This is a genomic window from Kouleothrix sp. 19917 (assembly GCF_057073505.1).
In genome coordinates, this window is sequence record NZ_CP097099.1 from 3,691,739 (window position 1) to 3,716,739 (window position 25,001).

18 protein-coding genes are annotated in these 25,001 nt (G+C 65.2%); 12 read left to right on the forward strand and 6 right to left on the reverse strand.

Annotated elements, in window-relative coordinates:
• Positions 1 to 128 precede the first annotated feature (128 nt).
• The 3 genes from M1P90_RS15085 to uraD form a co-directional block, all read right to left on the reverse strand.
• Positions 129 to 1,487 carry an allantoinase gene (locus M1P90_RS15085; RefSeq protein WP_483703589.1) on the reverse strand — a complete coding sequence of 453 codons (1,359 nt, stop codon included), beginning with the start codon at positions 1,485 to 1,487 and terminating at the stop codon, positions 129 to 131.
• Between the two features lie 711 nt (positions 1,488 to 2,198).
• Positions 2,199 to 2,558 (reverse strand): hydroxyisourate hydrolase, encoded by a 360-nt coding sequence (gene uraH, locus M1P90_RS15090; protein WP_483703591.1) that lies wholly within the window; start codon positions 2,556 to 2,558, stop codon positions 2,199 to 2,201.
• Between the two features lie 69 nt (positions 2,559 to 2,627).
• Positions 2,628 to 3,149, reverse strand: coding sequence for a 2-oxo-4-hydroxy-4-carboxy-5-ureidoimidazoline decarboxylase (gene uraD / locus M1P90_RS15095; protein WP_483703593.1), 522 nt, complete (start codon positions 3,147 to 3,149; stop codon positions 2,628 to 2,630).
• Between the two features lie 559 nt (positions 3,150 to 3,708).
• On the opposite strand from uraD, the gene M1P90_RS15100 reads away from it, so the two are divergent.
• The 6 genes from M1P90_RS15100 (at position 3,709) to M1P90_RS15125 (ending at position 11,255) form a co-directional block, all read left to right on the forward strand.
• A complete protein-coding gene (locus M1P90_RS15100; RefSeq protein ID WP_483703595.1) occupies positions 3,709 to 4,587 on the forward strand; it encodes an LLM class F420-dependent oxidoreductase in 879 nt (292 codons plus the stop codon).
• A gap of 226 nt (positions 4,588 to 4,813) precedes the next feature.
• Positions 4,814 to 5,149 (forward strand): FKBP-type peptidyl-prolyl cis-trans isomerase, encoded by a 336-nt coding sequence (locus M1P90_RS15105; RefSeq protein ID WP_483703597.1) that lies wholly within the window; start codon positions 4,814 to 4,816, stop codon positions 5,147 to 5,149.
• 163 nt (positions 5,150 to 5,312) lie between these two features.
• On the forward strand, positions 5,313 to 6,209 hold the full coding sequence (locus M1P90_RS15110) for a D-hexose-6-phosphate mutarotase (protein WP_483703599.1): 897 nt from the start codon (positions 5,313 to 5,315) through the stop codon (positions 6,207 to 6,209).
• A 225-nt stretch (positions 6,210 to 6,434) separates the two neighbouring features.
• Positions 6,435 to 7,880 (forward strand): RNB domain-containing ribonuclease, encoded by a 1,446-nt coding sequence (locus tag M1P90_RS15115; RefSeq protein ID WP_483703601.1) that lies wholly within the window; start codon positions 6,435 to 6,437, stop codon positions 7,878 to 7,880.
• 242 nt (positions 7,881 to 8,122) lie between these two features.
• Positions 8,123 to 10,276 carry a S9 family peptidase gene (locus tag M1P90_RS15120; protein ID WP_483703603.1) on the forward strand — a complete coding sequence of 718 codons (2,154 nt, stop codon included), beginning with the start codon at positions 8,123 to 8,125 and terminating at the stop codon, positions 10,274 to 10,276.
• 127 nt (positions 10,277 to 10,403) lie between these two features.
• Positions 10,404 to 11,255, forward strand: coding sequence for an ROK family protein (locus M1P90_RS15125; protein ID WP_483703605.1), 852 nt, complete (start codon positions 10,404 to 10,406; stop codon positions 11,253 to 11,255).
• Between the two features lie 248 nt (positions 11,256 to 11,503).
• Here the strand turns inward: M1P90_RS15125 and M1P90_RS15130 are convergent, their stop codons facing one another.
• Entirely contained in the window at positions 11,504 to 14,206 is a 2,703-nt protein-coding gene (locus M1P90_RS15130; RefSeq protein WP_483703607.1) for a CHAT domain-containing protein, read from the reverse strand.
• Positions 14,207 to 14,319: 113 nt separating this feature from the next.
• Between M1P90_RS15130 and M1P90_RS15135 the strand changes: the two genes are divergently transcribed.
• Together M1P90_RS15135 and M1P90_RS15140 are read left to right on the forward strand one after the other, a co-directional pair.
• On the forward strand, positions 14,320 to 16,437 hold the full coding sequence (locus tag M1P90_RS15135) for a hypothetical protein (protein WP_483703609.1): 2,118 nt from the start codon (positions 14,320 to 14,322) through the stop codon (positions 16,435 to 16,437).
• A 186-nt stretch (positions 16,438 to 16,623) separates the two neighbouring features.
• Complete coding sequence (locus tag M1P90_RS15140) at positions 16,624 to 17,238, forward strand: sigma-70 family RNA polymerase sigma factor (RefSeq protein WP_483703611.1); 615 nt, start codon at positions 16,624 to 16,626, stop codon at positions 17,236 to 17,238.
• Positions 17,239 to 17,306: 68 nt separating this feature from the next.
• On the opposite strand, the gene M1P90_RS15145 is transcribed toward M1P90_RS15140, so the two are convergent.
• Positions 17,307 to 18,521 carry an anion transporter gene (locus M1P90_RS15145; RefSeq protein WP_483703613.1) on the reverse strand — a complete coding sequence of 405 codons (1,215 nt, stop codon included), beginning with the start codon at positions 18,519 to 18,521 and terminating at the stop codon, positions 17,307 to 17,309.
• Positions 18,522 to 18,651: 130 nt separating this feature from the next.
• Here M1P90_RS15145 and M1P90_RS15150 point away from each other — a divergent pair, with 130 nt between their 5' ends.
• On the forward strand, positions 18,652 to 20,061 hold the full coding sequence (locus M1P90_RS15150; RefSeq protein ID WP_483703615.1) for a S41 family peptidase: 1,410 nt from the start codon (positions 18,652 to 18,654) through the stop codon (positions 20,059 to 20,061).
• A 2-nt stretch (positions 20,062 to 20,063) separates the two neighbouring features.
• On the opposite strand, the gene M1P90_RS15155 is transcribed toward M1P90_RS15150, so the two are convergent.
• Positions 20,064 to 21,686 (reverse strand): GGDEF domain-containing protein, encoded by a 1,623-nt coding sequence (locus M1P90_RS15155; RefSeq protein WP_483703617.1) that lies wholly within the window; start codon positions 21,684 to 21,686, stop codon positions 20,064 to 20,066.
• Between the two features lie 438 nt (positions 21,687 to 22,124).
• Here M1P90_RS15155 and M1P90_RS15160 point away from each other — a divergent pair, with 438 nt between their 5' ends.
• The 3 genes from M1P90_RS15160 to M1P90_RS15170 all read left to right on the forward strand — a co-directional run bounded on the left by M1P90_RS15160 (position 22,125) and on the right by M1P90_RS15170 (position 24,984).
• The gene (locus tag M1P90_RS15160) at positions 22,125 to 22,253 is read left to right on the forward strand and encodes a hypothetical protein (RefSeq protein WP_483703619.1); all 129 of its coding nucleotides are present in this window, start codon (positions 22,125 to 22,127) and stop codon (positions 22,251 to 22,253) included.
• A 342-nt stretch (positions 22,254 to 22,595) separates the two neighbouring features.
• Positions 22,596 to 24,176, forward strand: coding sequence for a class I tRNA ligase family protein (locus M1P90_RS15165; protein ID WP_483703621.1), 1,581 nt, complete (start codon positions 22,596 to 22,598; stop codon positions 24,174 to 24,176).
• A gap of 217 nt (positions 24,177 to 24,393) precedes the next feature.
• Positions 24,394 to 24,984, forward strand: a complete 591-nt coding sequence (locus M1P90_RS15170) for a transposase (RefSeq protein ID WP_483703623.1) — start codon at positions 24,394 to 24,396, stop codon at positions 24,982 to 24,984.
• Positions 24,985 to 25,001: the final 17 nt, after the last annotated feature.

Genomic DNA, 25,001 nt, shown 5'->3' on the forward strand with positions numbered 1-25,001 from the left:
ATGTTGGAAAGTTGCAGGTTACTGCCGACTGCCAACTGCCTACTGCCAACTGCCGGCGCAGCAACTCAACATTCAACATTCAACATTCAACATTCAACATTCAACATTAAGCATTCAACATTCAGCACTCAAAACTTCCCGCGCAGCAGCTGGCCCACCCCTGCCTCGCCAACGATCTGCCCATCGCGGAAGACGGTGGTGCCGCGCAGCAGGGTGCGAACCACCACGCCGCGAAACACCCGCCCGACGTAGGGGCTGTGCTGGTGGCGGTAGAACAAATCCTCGGCGCGCAGCTCGCGCGACTGGGCGAGATCGACCAGCGCGAGGTCGGCATCGAGGCCGGGCGCGATGCGGCCCTTGCGCGCGGCCAGCCCGAAGCGCTGCGCGACATAGCCGGCGGTGACGCTGGCAACGCTGGCGAGCGGCAGGCGCCGCCGGGCGTAGCCCTCGGTTAGCAGCACCGCCAGCAGCGACTGGCAGCCCGAAATGCCGCCCCAGATTTTGAAGAAGTCGTCGCCGGTTTTCATGCTGGCCGGCGCGGGCGAGTGGTCGGTGGTGACCATGGGTAGCGTGCCGTCGAGCAACTGCTGCCAGAGCGCGGCCTGATCGTCGCGGCTGCGCAGCGGCGGGGCGCATTTCGCCAGCGCGCCAATTCGCTCGACATCCTCGCCAGTGAAGGCCAGGTAGTGCGCGCATGTTTCGCAGCTCACATCCACGCCACGCGCGCGCGCCTCGGCCACCAGCGCCACGCCGCGCCCGCTGCTGACGTGCACGATATGCAGCGCGCAGCCGGTTTCGCCCGCGTACAGAATGGCGCGGCCAATCGCCTCCAGCTCGGCCACCACTGGCCGCGAATCAAGGTAATCGCGGGCGCTGAGCTTGCCCGCCGCCACCGCGCGTCGCGCCAGCGCGCCCGTTAGCGCGTCGCTTTCGGCGTGTACCGCCACCGGCAGCCCCAGCCGGGCCGCGCTGCGCATGCCCTCGTAAAGTGTCAGGTCGTCCACTGCGTGGAAGTCGTCGATGCCGCTGTTCGACATGAACGCCTTGAAGCCGATCACGCCGCGCGCGGCCAGCTCGGGCAGCTGCGCAAGGTTTTCGGGCGTCAGGCCGCCCCACAGCGCAAAATCGGCCAGGGCCGCGCCGCGCATGGCGGCCAGCTTTTCGTCGAAGCTGGCGGCGTCGAGCGTGGGCGGGTGCGCGTTCAGCGGCATGTCGAAAAAGCTGGTGCTGCCGCCCGCCGCCAGCGCGCGCGTGCCGGTGGCAATGCCCTCCCACTCGGCGCGGCCCGGCTCGTTAAAGTGCACGTGCGCGTCGATCGCGCCGGGCAGGGCGTGCAGGCCCGCCGCGTCGATGGTTTCGCGCGCGTCGCCGGGCAGCTCGGGCGCAATCGCGGCAATGCGCCCCTCGGCCACGGCCAGGTCGGCGCGGGTTTGGCCGCTGGGGAGGACGAGGGTGGCGTTGCGAATCAGGAGATCATACGTGGGCATGGCGGGTTCCTAAAATGTTGCACGTTGCGGGTTTGAAGGTTGCAGGTTGCGACGAACGACCCTTCGACAAGCTCAGGGCAGGCCGCCGAAAATTCACCACGGAGATTTACGATTGGCGATTTACGATTGACGATTGGCGATTGGGATGAGCGATCATCTCTTCATCTCTTCATCTTGCCACGGACGAAGGACGAAAATTCACCGCAAAGAGCGCAAAGGACGCAAAGAGTTTCAGGTTGCAGCTTACTGCACCCTGCACACTGCGCGCTGCCGGCTGACGGAATTACTATACCACACACATTCAAGGCCGAACGATGGGCGGCGCAATTGCGGATTTTTGCGCATTGGAGTGATGCAGGTGCATGAAGTGTACGTGCAGTTGCACTGCTCGAACAGGCGTGCGCACTGTTTGTGCCTGCGAGCGCATGGCGTAGGCGTGCGGGTGTACTGTTTGTGCCTGCAGTTGCACTGCTCGAACAGGCGTGTGTACTGTCTGTGCCTGCAGGTGCTCTGCTCGAACAGGCGTGTGTACTGTCTGTGCCTGCAGGTGCTCTGCTCGAACAGGCGTGTGTATTGTCTGTGCGTGCGGCTGCACTGCTCGAACAGGCGTGTGTACTGTCTGTGCGTGCGAGTGCACGGCGTAGGCCTGCGGGTGTACGGCGCGTTCGGCAGTGCGGCTTGCCCGATTCCCTATCCCCCAACACCCATCCCCTAGCTGCCACGGTAGGTGCTGTAGGCCCAGGGCGAAACCAGCAGCGGCACGTGGTAGTGTGCGCCTGCGTCGGCAATGCCAAAGCGCAGCGGCACATGGCTGAGGAAGGGCGGGCTGGGCTGGGGCAGGCCCTGCGCGGCAAAGTAGGCACCGACGGAGAATACCAATTCGTACTCGCCGGTTTCGAGCTCGCCCGCGTTGAGCAGGGGCGTGTCGGTGCGGCCATCGCGGTTGGTGGCGGTTTCGCGCAGGAGGGTGCGCGCGCCATCGGCGGCGATGCGCCAGAGCTGGATGGCGACGCCGGCGGCCGGGCGGCCCTGCGCGGTGTCGAGCACGTGGGTGGTCAGGCGTCCGGGCATGGGTTTCTCCAACATTAAGCAGCCACAGAGCGCACAGAGGACACTGAGATGGTTTTCGGCTCTGTGGCCTTACTCGCGCACAGCGTCGGCAAGGCGCAGGGCCGCGATCTTGGCGATCTCGCCCAGCGCGGTGTGCCGCTCATCGTCGGGGCTGTGGGCAATGCGCTCGGCAAAGTTCGCCAGGATGCTTTCTTTCGTATGCTCGCGCACGCAAATGATGAACGGGAAAGCGAAGCGCGCGCGGTAGGCGTCGTTCAGCTCGGTGAAGCGCGCGAACTCTGCCGGCGTTAGGCGATCCAGCCCAGCCGAGGCTTGCTCACGCGTCGACTCGGCTGTCAATTCTTTGGCAATCGCGGCCTTGCCCGCCAGGTCGGGGTGGGCGCGAATGAGCGCAAGCTGCTGCTCGCGCGGCGCGGCCCACATTGCCGCGACCATGGCGGCATGGAGGGCGGCGCGGCTGCGGAAGGGGCGCGCGGGCCAGGCGGCCTCGGCCACCCAGGGCGAGCGCTCGAACACAAAGCCCAGGCGCTCGGTAAATGCGTCGCGCCCGAGCGCATTAATCTCTCCTAACCTCAGCGCGTCAGGAGGCATGGTTCCCTCGGTTGCTCGGCGGATGGCGGCAGTATAGGTTGGGAGGGGGTGGTTGTCAATTTTGGGCGCTGGCGCTGACACGTAGGTCAGCGCCGACAAGCCCTGCCCGGCCGTAAACGACCAGGCTGATAGGACAAAGCTTCTGCGAGGCTGGCGAGCAGCAGCCCTGCAAGGGCTTGGTGGTTTCAGCCCGACCGTTCACGGTCGGGTGAACAAAATAACCCAGCAATCGCGTTTCGCCCGGCCGCTGAAGCAGCGGGTTATATGCAGCAAAGCCCGTCTTCGCGGGCTGTACGGATTTATTTGTTCATGACCATCACGATCAGGTGAACCAGTGAATAGAACTATTTGGGCCGACCTCCCGTCTGGGCCGACCTCCCGTCTGGGCCGACCTCCCGTCTGGGCCGACCTCCTGTCTGGGCCGACCTCCCGTCTGGGCCGACCTCCTGTCTGGGCCGACCTCCTGTCTGGGCCGACCTGCGTGTCGGCCCCCACCCAACCCTTGACTTTTCGCCCCGCGCCCGTATACTACCGCCATTCCTGCTGGCGAAACGAGGCAATGATGCAGATTGGCGTTATTTTCCCGCAGCTCGAGATCGGCACCGACCCGGTGGCGATCCGCGATTACGCGCAGGCCGCCGAGGGCATGGGCTACCGCCACCTGCTGGCCTATGACCATGTGCTGGGCGCGTCGACCGAGCACCGCCCGAACTGGCGCGGCGCCTACACCAGTGCATCGCAATTCCACGAGCCCTTTGTGCTGTTCGCCTTTCTGGCGGGGCAGACGCGCACCCTGGAATTCGTGTCGGGTGTGTTCATTCTGCCGCAGCGGCAGACCGCGCTGGTGGCGAAGCAGGCCGCCTCGCTGGATGTGCTGAGCGGCGGGCGGCTGCGCGTGGGCGTGGGGATTGGCTGGAACGAGGTTGAGTACCAGGCGCTGGGCGAAAATTTCAAGAACCGCGCCTCGCGCCTGGAAGAGCAGATCGCCGTGCTGCGCGCGCTATGGGCCGAGCCGGTGGTCACCTTCCACGGGCGCTGGCATACCATCGAAGAAGCCGGCCTCAATCCTCTGCCGGCGCAGCGCCCGCTGCCGCTGTGGGTGGGTGGCAGCGCCGACGCAGCGGTTGCGCGCGCGGGCCGCCTGGCCGACGGCTGGTTCCCGCAGCGCGCCCCCGACGACGAGGCACGCCGCTTGCTCGGTATCTTCCGGGGCGGTGCCGCCGCCGCTGGCCGCGACCCGGCCGCGCTGGGCATCGAGGCGCGCCTGAACATCGGCCAGGTGCCCGAGGCCGAGTGGCCCGCGTATGCCGAAGGGTGGCGCGCGCTGGGCGCGACGCACATGGGCATCAACACCATGGGCGCGGGCCTGCGCTCGCCGCAGGAGCACGTGGGCGCGCTGCGCCGCGTGGCCGCCGCGCTGGGCGTGGGGAGCGAGTGACGGGGTGACACGAACAGTTGGCAGTATGCAGTTGGCAGTATGCAGTTGGCAGTATGCAGTTGGCAGTATGCAGTTGGCAGACGGCAGTAACCTGCAACTTTCCAACATTCAACCTGCAACCAAAATCTCCGTGCCTCTGTGTCTCTGTGGTAAATTTTCTTTCGTCCTTCGTCGCAACCTGCAACTTTCAAACGTTCAACCTGCAAACACATAAAGGAGCACTCCCATGACCGATTCGGGTCTGCAAATCGAGAAGCTGGCCGAGGGCCAGGGCGAAACGCCCAAAACCGGCGACCGCGTGTCGGTGCACTATACCGGCTGGCTGGAAAACGGCAAGAAGTTCGACAGCTCGCGCGATCGCGGGCAGCCGTTTGTGTTCACGCTCGGGCGCGGCCAGGTGATCAAGGGCTGGGACCAGGGCGTGGCCACTATGCGCGTGGGCGACAAGGTGCGCCTGACGCTGCCGCCCGACCTGGGCTATGGCGCGCGCGGCGCGGGCGGCGTCATTCCGCCAAACGCCACCCTGATCTTCGAGGTCGAGCTGCTGGGCATTAACTCCTAACAATGCACGCCTGCCGATTGACGGCGCGGGCTGGGCGGCAACGGCGCCGCCCGGCTTTCGTTTTTGAAGAAGTGCGTGAGCCGGGGCTGGTATACTATCACTGGCACGGCTCGCCCAAAATGCACGTCTCGGCGCGCCTGATTGAAACAGAAGGAAGGGCACCATGACCGATCTTCAGGCGCTGAACGACCAGTATGCCATTCATGGCTACCTGAGCTTTGTTGCTGGCCCGGCCGGCCTGCCCCTGGCCGAAATCCGCTCGCCCCATGCCGACGCCACGGTCGCCGTGCAGGGCGGGCATATTGCGCGCTTCCAGCCGCAGGGCGCCGCGCCGCTCCTGTGGGTCAGCCGCATCAGCTCGTATGCGGCGGGCAAGGCCATTCGCGGCGGCATCCCGGTGTGCTGGCCCTGGTTCGCGCAGCACCCCAGCGACCCGACGCTGCCGTTTCATGGCTTTGTGCGGGCGCGCATGTGGCATGTGCGCGGCAGCGCGGTGCTGGAAAACGAGCAGGTGCAGCTGCGGCTTGGCCTGAACGACAACGAAGACACGCGCGCGATCTGGCCGCACGCCTTCGATCTTGAGCTGGTCGCAACCATCGGCCCCGCGCTCCGCGTCGACCTGAACGCCCGCAACACCGACAACACGCCCTACACCGTTGGCGGCGCGCTGCATACCTACTTCCAAGTTGGCGACTCCAGCCGCGTGGCGATTCGCGGCCTCGAAGGCACCGAGTATATCGACAAAGTGGACGGCGGCGCGCGCAAGCGCCAGGATGGCCCGGTCACGTTTGCAGGCGAAGTCGACCGTATCTACCTCGACACCACCGCCGACTGCCTGATCGACGACCCGGCGCTGGGGCGCACAGTTCGCGTTGGCAAGGCCAACAGCCGCACCACCGTCGTGTGGAACCCGTGGATCGAAAAAGCCCGCGCCATGGCCGACGCCGAAGACGACGACTACCGCGACTTCGTGTGTGTCGAAACCGTCAACGCGCAGGACGACGTGTTCGAGCTGCAGCCCGGCGACACGCACACACTGAGCCTGACGATTGGCGTATAAACGAAAATCCACAGATTACACAGATTTCGCAGATGAGAAGCAGATATAAATAACCACCAGGGCACGAAGACACCAAGCGTATATGTTCCTCAAACCTTCGTGTCTTCGTGTCTTGGTGGTAAGCACTCATGGCGTCTCGGTTTGAGATATTGCCTTTGGGATGTCCTAATCTGTGTAATCTGCGAAATCTGCGGATACCTTGTATAGCTCAGAATCGAGGACCCTATGAGCGATCTTCGCGCGATTGCGCGCCGCGTGATGCAGGAAGAAGGCTTCGCGCCCGACCTGCCGCCCGCCGCCGCGAACCAGGCCGCCCGGCTTGCGCCCTGGCAGCCCGCGCCCGGCCAGCCCGCCCCGCGCGACCTGCGCGACAGGCTGTGGTCCTCGGTCGATAACCCCGAGTCGCGCGACCTCGACCAGATCGAGTACGCCGAGCAGCTCGATGGCGGCGCGATTCGCGTGCTGGTGGGCATTGCCGATGTCGATGCGCTGGTGCCGCAGGGCTCGCCAATCGACGCGCACGCCGCCGCAAACGCCACCTCGGTCTACACGGGTGTGCTCACCTTTCCCATGCTTCCCGACGCGCTTTCTTCCGACCTGACCTCGCTGATCGAAGGCGCGGATCGCCCGGCGCTGGTGATTGAGTTTGTGGTGGCCGAAGATGGCACCCTGCGCGACGGCACCGTCTACCGCGCCGTGGTGCACAACCACGCCAAACTTGATTACGAAAGCGTTGGCGCGTGGCTGGAAGGCAATGCCCTGCCGCCCGCCATCGGCGCGATTGCCGGGCTGGAAGCGCAACTGCGGCTGCAAGACGAAGCGACCGACCGGTTGCGCGAGCTGCGCATCCGCAACGGCGCGCTCGACCTGGAGACGATTGAGGCGCGCGTGGTGATGGACGACGGCCACGTCAGCGACCTGCGCGTGCTGCACAAGAACCGCGCGCGCTATCTGATCGAAAGCCTGATGATCGCCGCGAATGGCGTGATGGCCGGCATGCTCGAAGACGGCGGGCGACCCTTCATCCAGCGCGTTGTGCGCACGCCCAAGCGCTGGCCGCGCATTGCGGAGCTGGCCGCGCAGCTGGGCGACACGCTGCCCGACACGCCCGACCCGCGCGCGCTGGCGCAGTTCCTGGCCCGCCAGCAGCGCGCCGACCCCGTACACTTCCCCGATCTGTCGCTCTCGGTGGTTAAGCTGCTGGGCGCGGGCGAGTACACCCTGGTGCGCCCCGACGAAGCGCCGGCTGGTCACTTCGGCCTGGCCGTTTCCGACTACACGCACGCCACCGCGCCCAACCGCCGCTACGCCGACCTGATCATCCAGCGGCTGATCAAGGCGCAGCTTGCCAACGCGCCCGCGCCCTACTCCGCAGACGAGCTGGCCGCGCTGGCTGCCCACTGCACCGAGCGCGACAAAGCCGCCAAGAAGGTCGAGCGGCGCATGCGCAAGTATGCCGGCGTGGCGATCATGCGCGGACGCGTGGGCGGCGTATTCGACGCGATTGTGACGGGCGCATCGCCCAAGGGCACCTACGTGCGCCTCGTTGCGCCGCCCGTCGAAGGGCGCGTGCTGCGCGGCGAGCGCGGCATGGACGTGGGCGATCAGGTGCGCGTGCGGCTGATCGGCGTTGGCGAAGATACCGGCTTTATCGACTTCGCGCGGGCATAGGGTAACAAGGTGAAGGGGTAAGAGGGTGACAAGGTGAAGGGGTGAAAGGGCGAACGCAGAGCGACTGAACACAGAGCGGGTGAGCATTCATCCCAATCGTAAATCGTCAATCGTAAATCGTAAATCTCTGTGTCTCTGTGGTGGTTTTTCGGCCGCCATTCGTCGCTGCAACCTGCAACCTTCAAACCTGTAATGTTCCAACTCTTCGCGCTCTTTGCGGTGAATACAAAGGAGCCTGTTCCATGACGCAGAAGCCGTCCGCAGTTTCGCTTGAAGATATCAGCAGCTACCCGCTGCCTGGCATGGCCGTGCCCGGCGCAATCGCATGGAGCCCCGACGACTCGCTTGTCACTTTCCTGCTCAGCCCCGAGCGCTCGCTGACGCGCCAGCTCTATGCCTACAACCCGGCCAGCGGCGAGACACGCCTGCTGCTGGCCCCGGCTGGCGGCGGCGCCACCGAGGAAAATATCTCGCTGGAAGAAAAGCTGCGCCGCGAGCGCGCCCGCCAGCGCGAGATCGGCGTGACGCAGTATAGCTGGGCCGAGCACAGCATGCGCCTGCTGGTGCCAATGCGCGGCGACATTTATGTGCAGGACGGCCCCGACGCCCCGCTGCGCCTGCTGGTCGCTGGCGGAAACGCGCCCGCGCTCACGCCCGCGCTTTCGCCCGACGGCGAGTGGGTCGCCTACGTGCAGGATTCCGAGCTGTACGTCGTGCCGTTTGCGGGCGGCGAGCCGCGCCAGATCACGAGTGGCGCGCGCGGCACTGGCAAAACCAACGGCCTGGCCGAGTATGCCGCGCAGGAAGAAATGCACCGCAACGAAGGCTTCTGGTGGTCGCCCGACAGCCGCGCGCTGGCCTTTGAAGAAGCCGACGAAACGCACATTCCGGTCTACCGGATTGTGCATCAGGGCAGCGAGGCCGTGGGCGATGGCGCGCAGGAAGACCACCGCTACCCCTTCGCCGGGCAGGCCAACGCGCGCGTGCGCCTGGGCGTTGTGGCGCGCGAGGGCGGCCAGCCGACGTGGATGGATTTAGGCGAGAACGACGACATCTACCTGGCGCGGGTGAAGTGGCTGCGCGACGGCACGCTCAGCGCGCAGATCGAAAACCGCGCCCAGACCGCGCTCGACCTCGCGCAGTTCGAGCCCGAGTCGGGCGAGGCGCGCACGCTGCTGCGCGAAACCAGCGACACATGGATCAACCTGCACCACATGCAGCGCGCGCTTCCTTCGGGCGAACTGCTGTGGGCCGCCGAGCGCGACAGCTTCCAGCACCTCTACCTCCACGCCGCCGACGGCACGCCGCTGCGCCAGATCACCAGCGGCGACTGGATGGTCGAAAGCATTGCCGGCGTAGATGAAGAACGCGGGATTGTGTATGTCACCGGCACGCGCGACGGCGCGACCGAGGCGCATTTGTACGCGGTGCCGCTGACAGGTGGAGAGCCGCGCCGCATCACACATGCCCCTGGCAAGCACCAGGTTGCGCTCGACCACGCGCTGCGCCGCTTTGTCGACACCCACGACGCGCTCGACGCGCCGCCGTCGGTTACGCTGCGCTCACTCGACGATGGCGCGCTGCTCGCCACGATCTTCGACGAGCGCGACCCGCGCATCGACACGCTGGGCCTCACGCCGCCCGAGCTGGCAACCGTCACCAGCCGCGACGGCGCGACGCTTAACGCCGCGATCTACCGCCCGGCAGCCAGCTTCGGCGCTGGCCCATTTCCCACGATTGTCTACACCTACGGCGGCCCGCACGCCCAGCTTGTCAGCAATAGCTGGACAATGACCGTGAACATGCGCGCCCAGTATCTACGCAGCCAGGGCTTTCTGGTGTTCGTGCTCGACAATCGCGGCAGCGCGCGGCGCGGCCGGGCCTTTGAAGGCGCGATCAAGCACAACATGGGCGACATCGAAGTGCGCGATCAGGTGGATGGCGTGCGCTGGCTGGCCGCGCAGGGACTGGCCGACCCCGAGCGCGTGGGCGTGTACGGCTGGAGCTATGGCGGCTACATGGCGTGCATGTGCCTTGCGCGCGCGCCCGAAACCTTCCGTGTGGCCGTGGCCGGCGCGCCCGTGACGCACTGGGACGGCTACGACACGCACTACACCGAGCGCTACATGAGCACGCCGCAGGAAAACCCTTCCGGTTATGCCAGCAGCAGTGTGATGGCGCACGTGGAAAATATTCGCGGCAAGTTGCTGCTGGTACACGGTCTGATCGACGAAAACGTGCATTTCCGCCACACCGCCCGCCTGATCAACGCGCTGGTCAAGGCGCGCAAGCCCTACGACCTGTTTCTGTTCCCCGACGAGCGCCACATGCCGCGCGCCCTGGCCGATCGCATGTACCTCGAAGAGCGCATCGTCGAATATTTCCAGCAGCTGTAGGGGCATAGCAGTTGCCCGTATTGATCGATACGGCGCGCTCGACTGATGGCGTACAAATATTGATCTTTTGCCACTCGATGCAGGCAACTGCTACGCCCCTACTACAATAAATTTCGGCGGGGTATATATGGGCACATACGTCGGCCTCGACATTGGCGGCACCAAATTCATGGTTGCGGCGGGCGACAGCAGCGGCGCGATTGTGCGGCGGGTGCGCGCGCCCACGCCCGCGCCGCTTGCGGAAGGACTCGATCTGCTGCACAGCATGATCGACGAGGTAGCGCAGGGCCAGCCAATCGCGGGCATGGGCGCGGCCATTGGCGGCCCGCTCGACGCTGTGCGCGGGATCGTTTCGCCGCTGCACCAGCCGGCCTGGCGCGCTGTGCCATTGAAAGATATGATGGAAGCGCGCTGGGGCTGCCCGTTTGCAGTGGATGTAGACACGAATGTAGCCGCGCTGGGCGAGTACACGCTGGCCGGGCTGAGCACCCCGCGTTTCCTGTACATCACGCTCAGCACTGGCATGGGCGGCGGCTTTCTCTTCGACGGCGCGATCTACCACGGCGCGGGCGGCGCGCACCCCGAAGTCGGCCACCAATCCATCCCCTTCCGCTGCGCGCACCCCGAGCGCGTGGCCTGCCTGTGCGGCGCGCCCGACTGCCTGGAAGCGCTGATTTCGGGCACGGCCATTCGCCGCATCTACGGCAAGCCTGCCGAAGAGTTGAGCGATGCCGAGTGGAGCGAGGTAGGCTACAATCTGGGGCAGGGGCTGCGCAACATCGCCGCGCTCTACACGCCCGACCTGGTTGTGCTGGGCGGCGGCGTGGCGGTGGGCGGCGGCGCACGCCTGCTCGACGCGGCGCGGGCGGTGCTCGAAACGCACCTGCGGCTGGTGCCCGCGCCCGAGCTGCGCATCAGCCAGCTTGGCTACGACACTGCGCTGCTTGGCGCGCTCGCGCTGGCGCGGCGGGCCACATAGACACGAGACAAGCGGCACGATAAGAAGCGAAATTCACCGCAAAGACGCAAAGGGCGCGGAGAGTTTGGTTGCAGGTTTTCTGGTTGCAGGTTGTAGCGACAACCGACGAAAATGGACCACGGGGACACAGAGGCACGGAGAGTTGGTTACAGGTTGCACGTTGGAAGGTTGCAGGTTACTGCCGTCTGCCAACTGCATACTGCCAACTGTTCGTGTCACCCCGTCATACCAAATCCGCTCGCCCGCGCTCAATCCGCCCGCCCGATCAGCACAAAGGTCGCCCAGTGGCGCGGCGCGGTGTAGAACTGCGCGTCGAGCAGGTGTTCGGGCACGCGCGGTAGCCCGGCCAGCGCCTGCGCCAGCACCGGGTCGCCTGCGCGCCAGCTATCGAGCGTGGCTTGCAGCTCGCGGCCGTTCATACTGCGCACCGCCACCTGGGCATCGCGCAGCGCGGCGGCGGGCGGCGTGCCACTCACCATTCCGCGATAAAAACGATCCATCACCAGCAGCGCCACCAGATCGTCGGTTTCCCACAGCGCGCACACCACCGCTGGCGCGCCTGCGTATAAAAACGCGCGCTGCAAACCCAGCAATTCATCGCCATGCCCAACCAGCGCCACGCCGCTGCTGCATGCGCTCAGCGTCACCAGGTCGGCGCTCAGCTCCAGCTCAGCCAGCAGGCGGCGCGCAGTGAGCTTGTCGCCCTCGCCCAGGTACAGCGCCGAATCCAGCGGCTCGTGCGGGTCGTACTCGGCGTGCCCGGCAATATGCAGCCACTGCGCGTGCGGCCCCGCCATGATCAGGTTCGCGCTTTTGGGCGAAGAACCGGCCCACGCCGCGCCGCCAATCAGCCGCGCAACATGGCGCGCTTCGGCCTCGGCATACTGCAGCGGTGCGCCAATATTCTGGCGCAGCGCGCCGAGCCGTGTGCTGCTTTGATCATTGTTATAGCCAAGCGCCAGGTGCGCGTACGCCCGCCCGCGCGGCCGGCTCAGGCAGCTCCGCAGCAGAATCGTAGCCGAGGGCGCCAGCGCGATGGCCGGGCCACTGGCTGCCAGCAATGGCGTGCCGGCCGCGCTGTGCAGCGCCAGAAACGGCACGTGGTGCAGCGGGCCGTGCGGCACCAGATACAATTGCGAGCACTGCTCGATCAGCGGCACAGCCGGCGCAAGGAGCTGCGCATGCAAATCGGGCAGCAGGTCGTCGCGCAGCAGGCGGGCGGTTGGGCCAGGCTCGCCGGGCTGCGGGCGCAGCGTGTTCGGGTCGAGCGGCAGCTCAAACACATCCAGCCGCCCGTGGGTAACAGCGAACAGCAGCGTTTGCGGCGCGAGCGTGAGCTGTTCGCGCAGGCGCGTATTCTCGGGCGGCACACGGTTTGCCAGGCTATCGCCGCGCGGGCGCACGCCAATGGTGAAATATTCCAGCAGCAGCGTGCCGTGCGGCAGCGCGGCCTGCACCTCTGCCAGCGTGGCCGGGCGCTGTGTCACCTTTTGCAGCAGTGCGTCGTCGTCGCTTGGGCGCGCGTTCAGCAGATCGAGAAACGCGCGTGATCGCGCCCGCTCGACATAGCCAAACGCCTCGGCGCGGTTGTTCAGCCGCAGGCACAGGCGCACCATCGCTTCATACACATGCTGCACCGTGCCAAGCAGGCCCAGCTTGATATCTTCTTGCTGCACTGTACCCAGCAGCCGCTCAATCCCTTCAATCGCCTGAACATAGGCAGTGTGCGCGTTTTCCAGCCAGCCCTGCGCCTCGAAGACATTGCCGCAGCGGTAGTGAATAAGCGCCAGCCGCTGGGCGTGCTGGTGATCTTTCGCCAGCGCCCGTGCATGCCCATACGCGCCCAGCGCCTCGTCCCAGCGGCCCTGCGACTGATACAGCAAGCCGAGGTACAGCCAGGTATCGAGCTGCAAGGCCAGCTCATACGCGCCCGCGCCGTCAGTGCGTTCGAGCGTGTGCACGTAGCTGGCTTCGCTGGCGGCCTCGTTGCCCAGAATGTGCTGCAGAAAGCCATTGTTCCAGTACAGCATGCTCAGCCGCGCTTCCACACCCAGCTCCTCGTACAGCTGAATCGCCTGCCGGCAGTATGCCTCGGCCTCGGGCCAGTGGCCCATGTGCAGCTCGTTGTTGCCAACCTCATACAGGGCGTGCGCCTCGCGGTAGCGGCTGGGGATGCTGCGCGCAATCGCCAGGCTGGTGCTGGCAAGGTCGTGCGCCTTCGGCAGATCGCCCAGGTCGTTGTAGATCATGGAAAGCGCAATTGTGGCCTGCGCCTGGGCGATCGGCGCATCGGCCTGCCGCCCTACCGCCAGCGCCTGCTCATAGAACTGGCGCGCGTTCGCATACTCGCCCTGGTAAAACCAGCGATGCCCCAGCGCCAGATTGACGTAGGCGCGCAGCGGCCCATCTATCTCTGGCCGCGGCAGCAAGGGCATCAGCGTGTCTTCGCCTTCCTGGTAGCGCTGCATGCGAATAGCGACATAGCCCCGGTAGTACGTCAGGTGAACCTGTAATTCGGGCGGGTATGGGCCAAGTGCACGCACCTGTTCGGCGCGCTGCGCAATTGTCTCCCATTCCATATATTCTGCCAGCAGAATTGCCTGCCGCGCCAGGTGAAGAAAACAGATCTGCTCCAGCGCAGGACGCTGGGCGTCGTCAGCAGCAGTTTCGGAAAATCGCTGCAGGAAGTGCTCGAAAAGTTGGGTTTGCAGCGTTAATTCAGTGAGTGGTGTTTCAGAACGCAGTTTCAGCAAGTACAGCGCCCGTACACTTGGCCGCAGCTCGTATCCGGGCAGCTCGCCTGACGCCGCCAGCACTATGTCGCTCGCCAGCAGCGCATCAGCCTCCGCACCAGCATCGCTCGCCAGCGTCTCCAGCACGGTTCGATCAAACCAGGGTGTCAGCGCGCACAGATAGCGCAGTCGCTGTTGCGGCAGCAAGGGTATGGTCACAAATCCAGGCTTTCTGTTCTCTGCGGGCGGCGGGCCTACGCCATTGTGCCGCCTTGGTTGCGAAATACCGATGCACTGATGAGATTCGTAAGCAGACAAAGGAGTGTGAGACGATGGCCAACACGCCAGGCAGGATGATCTTCAACCTTTATGCGCTGCCCAGCGACACTGCTGCCAGCTTCTATGCCGACGATCAGGTTGTGCAGCTCGATGCGGGCGAAGAGTTTCCCCGCAGCAAGCGCCAGCTGCGCGCGCTCCACGAGCTGCGCCCCGCGCCGCCAGTCGCACGCGGCTCGGTATTTGGCGAATCGCTGGAATGGGGGTACCGCGAGTACATTGTACATCGTTTACTGAAATCCGACGACGGCACCGATCCGCTTGGCAACCGCCCGCCCCAGCCCGCCAGCGCCGACGCGCGCCGAGCACAGCTCGCAACGCTCACTCCTGTTGAGCGCCCGCCCCAGCCCGACGACCTGCGCCTGTGCCTGTTCAATGTGCTGGCCGCCACCGAGTGGTACGCCGCGCCTGCCACGCTCGACATGCTGGCCTGGGCGTTTCGCCGCGCCTCGGATTTCCTGTATGACGCCACGGACGGGCGCATGGCCTTTGGGCAGGTAACGGTGGGCGGGCCCGAGCTGCTCGCCGCCGCTGATATTCAGATCATGGCGTCGAATCGGCTGAACCCGCGCACCTGGGTCAGCGGCCTGCACAACGAACTGAAATACATGGCCATTCGCCTGGGGCGCGCGGCCTGGCACAAGAACAACCGCGTCAGCATCCCCTGGGACGAGCCAGAAGCCTACCGCACGCTCGTGCACGAATGGAGCCACTACGCGCTGGAGCTGCCCGACGAATACCTGGAAGCGCATCACGTCTTTCTGCCCAGCGCCGTGAACGCCGCCAGCGCCAGCGCCGAGCGGCTGGAGCGCGGTGCCTACACCCTGATGGTGCCGGGCATCAGCCTGGCCACCGAGTCGATTATGGGCACACTGGAAGGAACCAGCGAGCTGGTGCCGCAGTACAGCGGCAGCACCGAAGGGCGGCTGAAGAATGTGTGGCGCATCATCCGCGAAAAAGGGCGCTACCCCTTTCTCGATGCCGTCGCCGACCGCAAGCCGCTGCCCGGGCCGGGCCGCCTGCCGCTGCCACTGCCAGCCTACCACACACTCGCCGCGCCCGCCGCGCCCGAAGAATTGCGCATAGCAGTGCCAAACACCATCGACCCCGGCCACTGCTGGGTGTACCTGCTGCGTGGCACCACCACCAAGCCCGAGCGCCTGATTGCGCAAGGCACGCTCGACGCGCGCGCGCCGGCCGATGGCTTTGTGCTGCTGGGCGCGCGCGTGGGCGACACCGCTGTGCTGGTGGGCAGCGCCGACGGCGCGCTCCATGTGCTGGCCGGCACCATCGCCAGCGCCGACGCCGACGGCCTGGCCAGCATCCCGGCGTGGCGCGATGCAACCCCGCCGTCGGCACCCTACCCGGTGGTGGATGTGCTGCCCAGCCCGCTCGGCACCGGCGAGTCCGACGAGCGCATCGCGCAGATCAGCGTGCGCGTGCAAAGCAGCGGCACGCCACCCGACATGGTCGCGGTCTTCCCGCACGGCCAGCTCGCCGCCAGCGAAGTGCTGCAGCTTGGCGCGCCCGGCGGCAGCGACTGGGCCAGCGCGCCGCAAAATGTGACATCGCTCGATGGGCATGTGCTGCTGAGCTGGCCCGAAGGTGGCATGCTGATCTTCACCTACTCGCAGGGCGGCGGCCCGGCCACCCACATCCCGCCCGGCCCGCCCTCGATCAGCGCCGGCTCGTCGGAAGGCAACATCATGCTTTTCTTCCAGCGCGACGAGCTTGGGCGCGATTACAGCGCCATTCGCGCCGTCACCACGCTGCTGCACGGCCTGCCAAACACGCTGCCGGGCGGTGCCGAAGCGCGCGGCTATGGCTTCAGCATCGCCAGCAACGCCGCCCTGCCGCTCGAGCTGAACCCCACGGTTGTGCTTTACTTCGATGTGGATGCGCCGCAGGACGGCGGGACATTAGGCGTCTATCGGCAGGTCGCCGACGGTAGCTGGCAGCCGATGCCCAGCTACCAGCCATCCGGCTCGTCATTCATTGCCATGCCGCTGCAGCGCGAAACCGGCCAGGCGCTGGTGAACCTGCAGGTCGCCGGGCCGCGCATCGAGCGCTACCGCCTGTTCTGGACGCCGCAAGCGGCAGCGTCGCCATTCTAGCGCAAACAGCTTCCCGTCACCGCAGGCAGCCATGCGCCCGCAGTTTTGCGAGCGCATGGCTGCCTGCGTGCATCGATTTCACAATTTTTTAGAAAACTTCGAATTCGAGTGAACAGATTCGTAAAAAAGACCTCTAACAAAGTATCCCCAAACACGATTGTGGCTGCTTAGTGGAGGTTTTCGTGAATGGAGCACGAGCTTGCTGATGGCGAAGCCTATGAATTGTTTCGCCGCGCGATCGTCGAACGATCTGCCGAAGCGTGGGCAATGATCTACGCGCAGTATCACACCTTAATGCTGGGCTGGGCGCACCATTATTGCAACAAAAACTACCTCGGCGACAGCCCCGAAGACATCGCCGACCGGGCGTTTGTGCGCGCATGGATGGCACTGCGCAAAAGCGACCATTTCGATCACTTCCATTCGATTGCGGCGCTGCTCGCCTACCTGCGAACCTGTGTTTCGGCCGCCGTCACCGACGACCGCCGCTCGGCGCTGGTGCGCGATCGGCTCTGCCATAAAATCGAGCTAACGCCGATCGAAACAACCGAAGATCAGATCACAAACGCCGCGCTGTTCGAGGAAGTGCGAAACATCCTGGCGCTGCAATCGCTCAGCGCGCACGAGCGCACCGTGATCAATTGCACCTTCTTCGAGGGCATGCCGCCGCGCGAGATCTTGCGCCAGCACCCCGAGCTGTTTTCCAGCATCCAGGAAATCTACATCATCAAGCGCAATGTCTTTAACCGGCTGGAACGCTGCCAGCACCTGCGGCGCGTCTACGAGCAGCTTACCGCCTAGCACGCACGACCCCAATGGCAGGGGATTAGCTGCAGCCGCCGAGCTTACTGCCCGGCGGCTGCGCGATTCTACACCAGCAAAAACGCCACCAGCAGCGTCAGCACCGTGATGGGCACGCCCACGCGCAGGTGCTCGCGGAACGAAAGCCGCACGCCCCAGCGCCCCGCCAGCTCCGCTACAATCAGGTTCGCCACCGAGCCCAGCAGCGTCAGGTTGCCCGCCAGAGTTGAGGCGGCCGCCAGCATGAGCCAGGCGCGCTGCGGGTTGGGGTAGGCGCGCACCACATGCTGCAGCAGCAGCACCGCCGGCACATTGCTGATCAGGTTGGAAAGCACCGCCGTCACCAGCCCGAACGCTGCCAGCCCCGCGCCGGCCAGCGGCTGCAAGAACGCAAATAGCTGATCGGTGAGATGCTGCGCTTCCAGGCTGCCCGTCACCACAAACAGTGCCGCGAAAAACACCAGCAGCCCCCAGTCGATCGTCGCAAACACGCGCTCCGATTTCAGCCGGCGCGTCACCAGCAGCGCCCCGGCGGCCAGAAAGGTCGCCAGCGGCACTGGCACGCCCACGAAGAACAGCACCAGCATCACCGGCAGCACCACCGCGATCTTCCACAGCAGCGGGCGGTAGATCCGCACCCGCGCGCCTTCGGGCACGGCAAACGTGCCTTCACGAAACTCGGCGCGGTAGCACAGCACCACCACGCCCCAGCAGATCGCCAGCCCAATCAGCGCGGTGGGCGTGAGCGCCAGCGCAAATGTGCCATACGGTATCTGCGACGCATTGCCGATCACGATATTCTGCGGGTTGCCCGTAATTGTGGCTGCCGAACCAACATTGGCGGCAGTGGCCAGGCCCAGCAGGTAGGGCAGCGGGTTGCGCTTGAGCTGGCGCGAAATTTCCAGCACCAGTGGCGTCAGAATCAGCACCACCGTGTCGTTCAGAAATAGTGCCGAAAGCACGCCCGACGCCAGGATTACCAGCGCCAGCAAGGTGTAGGGGCCGTGCGCCAGCCGCACCACGCGCTGCGTCACCAGTCCAAAAAAGCCAGCCAGGTAAAGGTGACCGTTCACAATCATCATGCTGAACAAGAGCAAGAGCGTATTCAAATCCAGCGCGGCATAGGCCTGCTGCAGCGTCAGCGCGCCACAGGCCAGCAGCAGCGCCGCCCCAATCAGCGTGATGGTGGTGCGATTGGCGCGCAAAAGCGGCCAGCGCCCCACCGCAATCCCGGCAATTGTGCATCCCACCAGAACCAGCGTGACTATCGCCATCACGGTCATACAATTCCTCTTTGATTTCGCAAAACTGCCAGGCCAGCGGCCTTCTACGCAGCGCTATCGCACGCGGCGTGCCGACGCGTATGGTATCATGCGGCAGAATGGTTCACGCAGCATTGGAAAGGCATGTTTCATGGCATCGAGGCCGCTCAGGCGCTGGGCATGCATGCTTGCGCTGCTGGTGCTGGCCGGCTGCGCCGCGCCGCCATTGCCCTTTGCTGCCGCACCAAGCGCCACACCCGCGCCCAGCGCCACGGCGCAGCCTTCCGCCACGCCCGCGCCCAGCGCCACCCCAATACCCAGCGCAACGCCCACGCCCAGCGCAACGCCCACGCCCAGCGCCACGGCGGTGCAGATCAGCCCTACCGCCACGCTTGCGCCGCTCGACGCCGAGGCGCGCACCAAGCTGTTCGATGATGTGTGGGGCCTGGTGCAAAAACGCTACCTCTACGCCGACTATCGTGGGCTCGACTGGGACGCCATTCGCGCCAGCTACCGCCCGCAGGTCGCCGCCGCCGCCGACCCGGCGGAAGCCTACGATCTGCTGGCCGCAATGATTGGCGAGCTGGGCGACGAGCACTCGCGCTTCGACAACCCGCAGCAAGTCGCCAGCGAGTCGGCGCAATCGAGCGGGACGCTAGTGTACGGCGGCATTGGCGTGCAGGTGCGCACCGACACGGCTGGCGCGCTGATTACGCGCGTGGGCCTGGGCAGCCCGGCCGAGGCAGCGGGGATTGTGCCGCACGACCTGATTGTGGCGATCAACGGCAACCCAATCAGCGATACTGCTGCGTTCGGCAACCAGTCGATTGAAGAGGTTATGCGCGGTGCGCCCGGCACCAGCGTGCATGTTCGCGTTGTTTCGTCGGGCGGCTCGCCGCGCGAGTTCACGCTGACGCGGCAGGTGATCGGCGGCGACGCCTTCCCGCCCGTCGAGGCGCGGCTTCTGCCCGGCACGCGCACTGGCCTGCTGCGCATCGACACCTTCGACCGCGAGGATTTGGCCACCCTGGCGCGCGATCAGGTCGACGAACTGCTGGCCGAAGGCCCGCTCGACGGCATCATCCTGGATGTGCGCGACAATGGCGGCGGCTATATCACCGCGCTGCTCGACACGCTGGCCCTGTTCATTGACGGTGGCTCGATCGGCAGCAGCGCCAGCCGTCAGAACCGCGAGGATCTGGAAATACCTGGTGGGGTGATGGCTCCCGGCACCGAGAACGTACCGCTGGCCGTGCTGATGAACGCCGGCACGGCCAGCGCCGCCGAGATGTTTGCTGCGGGCGTGCGCGTGCGCGGGCGCGGCACGCTGGTGGGCGAAACCACCGCCGGCAACACCGAAAACCTGGTGCTGCATACGCTGCCGGGCGGCTCGCGCCTGTGGCTGGCCGAATATGCCTACCGCATGCCCAATGGCAAGCTCATCGAAGGCGTGGGCGTCAAGCCCGATGTTGCAGCAGACGCCGACTGGTGGCGCTTCGACCCCGCCGACGACCCGCAGGTGCAGGCCGCGCTCAAGGCGCTCCGCGCCGCGCCGGCCTAACGCTATTCAGCGCAGGCGCGGCTTTTGGGCCGGTCTTCGGCCAGCGTCACGCGGTTGCGGCCGGCGCGTTTCGAGCGGTACAGCGCCTGGTCGGCAGCGTGGATAGTCTCGTCGGCGGTGGTGCCGTGCTCGGGCAGCATCGCCACGCCCACCGAAATTGTCACCGGCCCGAGCGCGCTGCCCATGAAATCGGGGCGCAGGTACATCGCGCTTCGGCGCAGCAACTCCGCCCGCTCCATCAGCGCATCCAGGGTCGTATCCGGCATCAGAATAATGAATTCCTCGCCGCCATAGCGGCACGCAATGTCGCTGCTGCGCACATGGTTGTGCAGCAAATGGCCCACCTCGCGCAGCAGCACGTCGCCACCGGCATGGCCAAATGTATCGTTGAACTGCTTGAAGGAGTCGATATCGAGCATGATTACGCCGATTGGGTAGCCCTGGCGGGCGGCGCGGCTCACTTCGCGCGCAAAGGCTTCTTCCATATAGCGCCGGTTGAACAGCCCAGTCAGCGCGTCGCGTGTCGAAAGCGTGCGCAATTGCTCTTGCGCGGCTTGCAGCTCGGCCACGCGCTCGGTCAGTTGCTGGTTCATGGCGCGCACCTGCTCAGCGGCGTGGTGCTGCGCGGTGATGTCTTGCGCGGCGCAGCTCAGCACCATGTCGGCGCCACCAGCCGGGCCGGGCCAGCGATAATCGCGCAGCCAGAGCACCCCGCCCTGGCGCGTGATCACGCGATATTCGCGCATATTCGGCCGGCCGGCCAGCAGGTCGGCGCGGCGCTCGCGCTCGATGTGGCGGTCGTCGGGATGGATGATCTGCTCCCAGCCGCCGGCCCGCTCAATTACGTCGATGCTGTAGCCCGTGACGCTCACAAGGTACTCCGAAAGCCAGTCGATCCGGGCGCGGCCAGCGGTATCGACCCGCATGGAATACAGGTAGTCGGTGGTCAGTTCGAGGATGGTACGATAGGGCACAGCCGCTTCGCAAAAGGCCGCCGTCGGCGTTTGCGCTGCGTGCGCCGTGGCGGGCTGCTCGCTGCGCAGCGCCCAGGGAGCCGCCCGCGTGGCAAGCTGAAGCCGGCGAAACGAGGCGCGATAGTGCCACAGATACCAGAAGATAAAGCCAACCTCGGCCAGCGCCAGCAGCAGCATGGGCATAAAGCCAATCCGGGCGGCTGGCGACTCAAGATGCACCCAGCGCGCCAGCGTCACCTCCAGCCCCGTCGCAACCATTGCCACGGCAACCAGCGCGCGCAGCATTCGCGCGCCAAGGTGCGGCAGTGCCAGCGCCACATTCAGGGCTGGCACCATCAGCAGCAACGGCAGGGCCGAGGGCACCAGCAGCGCCAGCACAATGCAGATCGCGCCAACAATCGCGTTATGCTGGAGCAGCGCCAGGCATACGCGGCCCCGCCTCATCAGCGCCAGCGCCGCGAAATGGCTGGCCGCCACGCCCGCGAAAAGCAGCGCAAGCACGAGCCAGCCAGGGTGGTGCAGTACCACGAATACGCTCAGCAGGGCAAGGCTGAAGATAGCGGTGGCGAGGGTCAGAATGGAGAGCACGCGCCGCAGCCAGAGTTGTTCGGAAGGCTCGCGGATGAGGGAGGTAATTGATGATGCGATCATGGCATCGTCCTTATGCAACTGGCAGGTGCGTCGCGGCACCGCCGGCTGCGCTTGATCAAAGCGATTCTTTCTATCCTAGCAGGCCCACCGAACCGAAACATACCAAACATCCGCCAAAGGTCGGAGCAGCCGCCAATTGACATACTCTGCGCCGAATGCTATAGTGCAGCCACTGGCAATTACCGATTGTGTGAAGGACCGCCGTTCGATGACCAACCTGCGCGCTATGATGATGATGCGGCCGAATGCGCTGATGCGCGTTCGCAGCATGATCTCGCCCGCAGCAGGTGCATCGCCAAGGTAGTTTCTTCTTCCCAATTTGCGAGCATCGGCCGTGGGCACCGCGCAGGCGCCTGCGGCTTTTTGATTCCGAACAGCCGCAGGCACATTCGCCAGCTGAACGGCAATCTGCGACAACCCGTCGCCAAGGAGGCTCGTATGTCGAAGAAGAATAACCCATCCGGCGGCAAGAGCAGCAAACCCGCCACCAAGAATGGCGGCTTCAAGCAGCCGTTTTCTCGCGGCACGCCACTCTCGCGCCGCCCGCCGCGCCAGCCCGGCCGCTAGTGCGCTTTTAGCACGGGGTTGGGAATGGTGAATGGATGCAATACCTTTCAAATAGCCACAAAGACTCGAAGACTCCAAGACTTTAGAGCATCCTAATGGCCTTCGTTTCTTCGAGTCTTCGTGGCAATCGTTCCTTACCGTTCTGTTTGGGCCTGGCATAGCACAACGAGGGGTAGATACAATGTTTCTTCACGCAACACACAGCATGCTCATGCGCTGGCGCGGGCTACCGCGCCGCCGCTTGACCATGCATTGCGCTGCCTGAAATTCCGAACGCCGGATCGCGCGGGCCGCCCTTGCTGGGCGGCCTTTTTTGTTGCCCAGCAGAAAGAAACAATATCTATGAAATCGCAAACACCCTGGTACATCACCACATCCATTCCCTATGTCAATGCGCGGCCACACATCGGCCACGCGCTCGAGGACGTGCAGGCCGACGCGCTGGCGCGCTACCAGCGGCTAAATGGCCGCGATGTCTGGTTCCTGAGCGGCACCGACGAAAACAGCCTGAAGAATGTGCGCGCCGCCGAGCAGGCTGGCATTCCCACCGCCGAGCTGGTCGAGCACAACGCGGCGCACTTCTACGCCCTGCGCAACGCGCTTGATCTCTCGTTCGACGATTTCATTCGCACCAGCGTGGATGCGCGCCACACGGCCGGCGTGCGCGTGCTGTGGGAGGCGTGTGCGCGCAACGGCGACATCTACCAGCGCCCGTATCGCGGGTTGTACTGCGTTGGCTGCGAGCAGTTTTACGCCGAAGACGAGCTGATCGACGGCCTGTGCCCCGAGCACCTGGTTGCGCCCGAGCTGGTCGAGGAGCAAAACTACTTCTTCCGCCTGTCGCGCTACGCTGGCCAGCTCGAAGAATTGATCAGCAGCGACCAGCTGCGGATCGTACCGGCAACGCGCAAGAACGAAGTACTCAGTTTCATTCGCGGCGGGCTGGAAGATTTCAGCATCTCGCGCTCGCGCTCGCGGGCGCGCGGCTGGGGCATTCCCGTGCCCGGCGACCCCGCGCAGGTCACCTACGTCTGGTTCGACGCGCTGGGCAACTACATCACCGCGCTGGGCTATGCCGAAGGGCAGGAAGGCTTCACCCGCTACTGGGCGAACGGCGCGCACCGCACGCACGTGATTGGCAAAAACATCATCCGCTTCCACGCGATCTACTGGCCGGCCATGCTGCTTTCGGCTGGCGTTGTGCCGCCCACCAACATCTTCGTCCACGGCTTTGTCACGGCGGGCGGGCGGAAAATCGGCAAATCGCTCGGCAATGTGATCGACCCGGTGGAGCTGGCTGCGCGCTTCGGCACCGACACGCTGCGCTACTACCTGCTGCGCGAAATCCCCGCCACCGGCGACGGCGATTTCTCGCCCGAGCGGCTGGCGCGCGCCCACAACGCCGATCTGGCCGATGGCCTGGGCAACCTGCTGAGCCGCACGCTTGGCATGATCAATCGCTACTACGATGGGATCGTGCCCGCGCCCGCCGCGCCCACCACCCTCGAACAGCCGCTGCTCGCTGCCAGCGCAACGCTCTACCCACGGCTCGACGCCGCGCTGGAGCGATTTGCGCCCGACGAGGCGCTGGCGGCGATCTGGGAGTTGGTGGCGCTGGCGAATAAATATGTGATCGAGGCGCAGCCGTGGGCGCTGGCAAAGCGCCGCGCCGCCGAGCCAGAAGCCGAGGCGCGGCTGGCAACTGCGCTCTACACCCTGGCCGAAACGCTGCGACAGATTGGCTGCGCGCTGGCGCCGTTTCTGCCCGGCACCGCCGCCGCAATTGGCGCGCAGCTTGGGCTAGAAACAACTCCGGCTGTCGAACTGCGCGAATCGCTGCGCTGGGGCGGCTACCCGGCCGGCGCGCGCGTGCAGCCCGGCGCGGTGTTGTTCCCGAAGCTTGACGATGAGGCGCGACGCTAAACCTGCGTGTCTTCGTGGTCAAACCCTGCGCGTCTTCGTCGCTAAACCTGCGTGTCTTCGTCGCTAAACCCTGCGCGTCTTCGTCGCTAAACCCTGCGCGTCTTGGGTTGGTGTCAGTTTGATCGTGGTAACAACCCAAGACGCGCAGGGTTTGGTCTTGGAAACGCCCATCGTTTACACTGACAGCAACGTCACCCTCGCGTCCTGGAGGCCCAACGTGTCCAAAGCTGTTCCGCTTCAGCCCGGTCGCTTCTACCACATCTACAACCGTGGCAACAACCGCGAGAATCTGTTTCTTGAGGAGCGCAACTACCACCATTTCCTCAAGCTCTACGCCCGCTACATCGCGCCAGCCGCCGACACCTACGCCTACTGCCTGCTCAAAAATCACTTTCATGTGCTGGTGCGAATCAAAGCAAGCGCCGAGCAGAAGAATTCCGCGAAAACGCTCAACCCAAGCCAGCAGTTCGGCCACCTGTTCAACGCCTACGCCAAGGCGATCAACAAGGCCTACGGGCGCACTGGCAGCCTCTTCGAGCACCCTTTCGAGCGAAAAAAGGTCACGTCAGAGCAGCACCTGCTGCGGCTGGTTACCTACATCCACCACAACCCGCAGAAGCACGGGATGATCACCGACTTCCGCACCTGGCCCTATTCCTCGTACCACGCGCTGTGCGGCGCCCAGCCCACCCTGCTGCGCCGCGACGATGTGCTCGGCTGGTTCGGTGGCCCAGCGCAGCTCGCGGCGGCGCACGGTGTCTCCGCTGATCGGCGGTTTTCGGCGCTCGACCTGGAAGACGTCGATTAATCTTCGCCAAACCCATC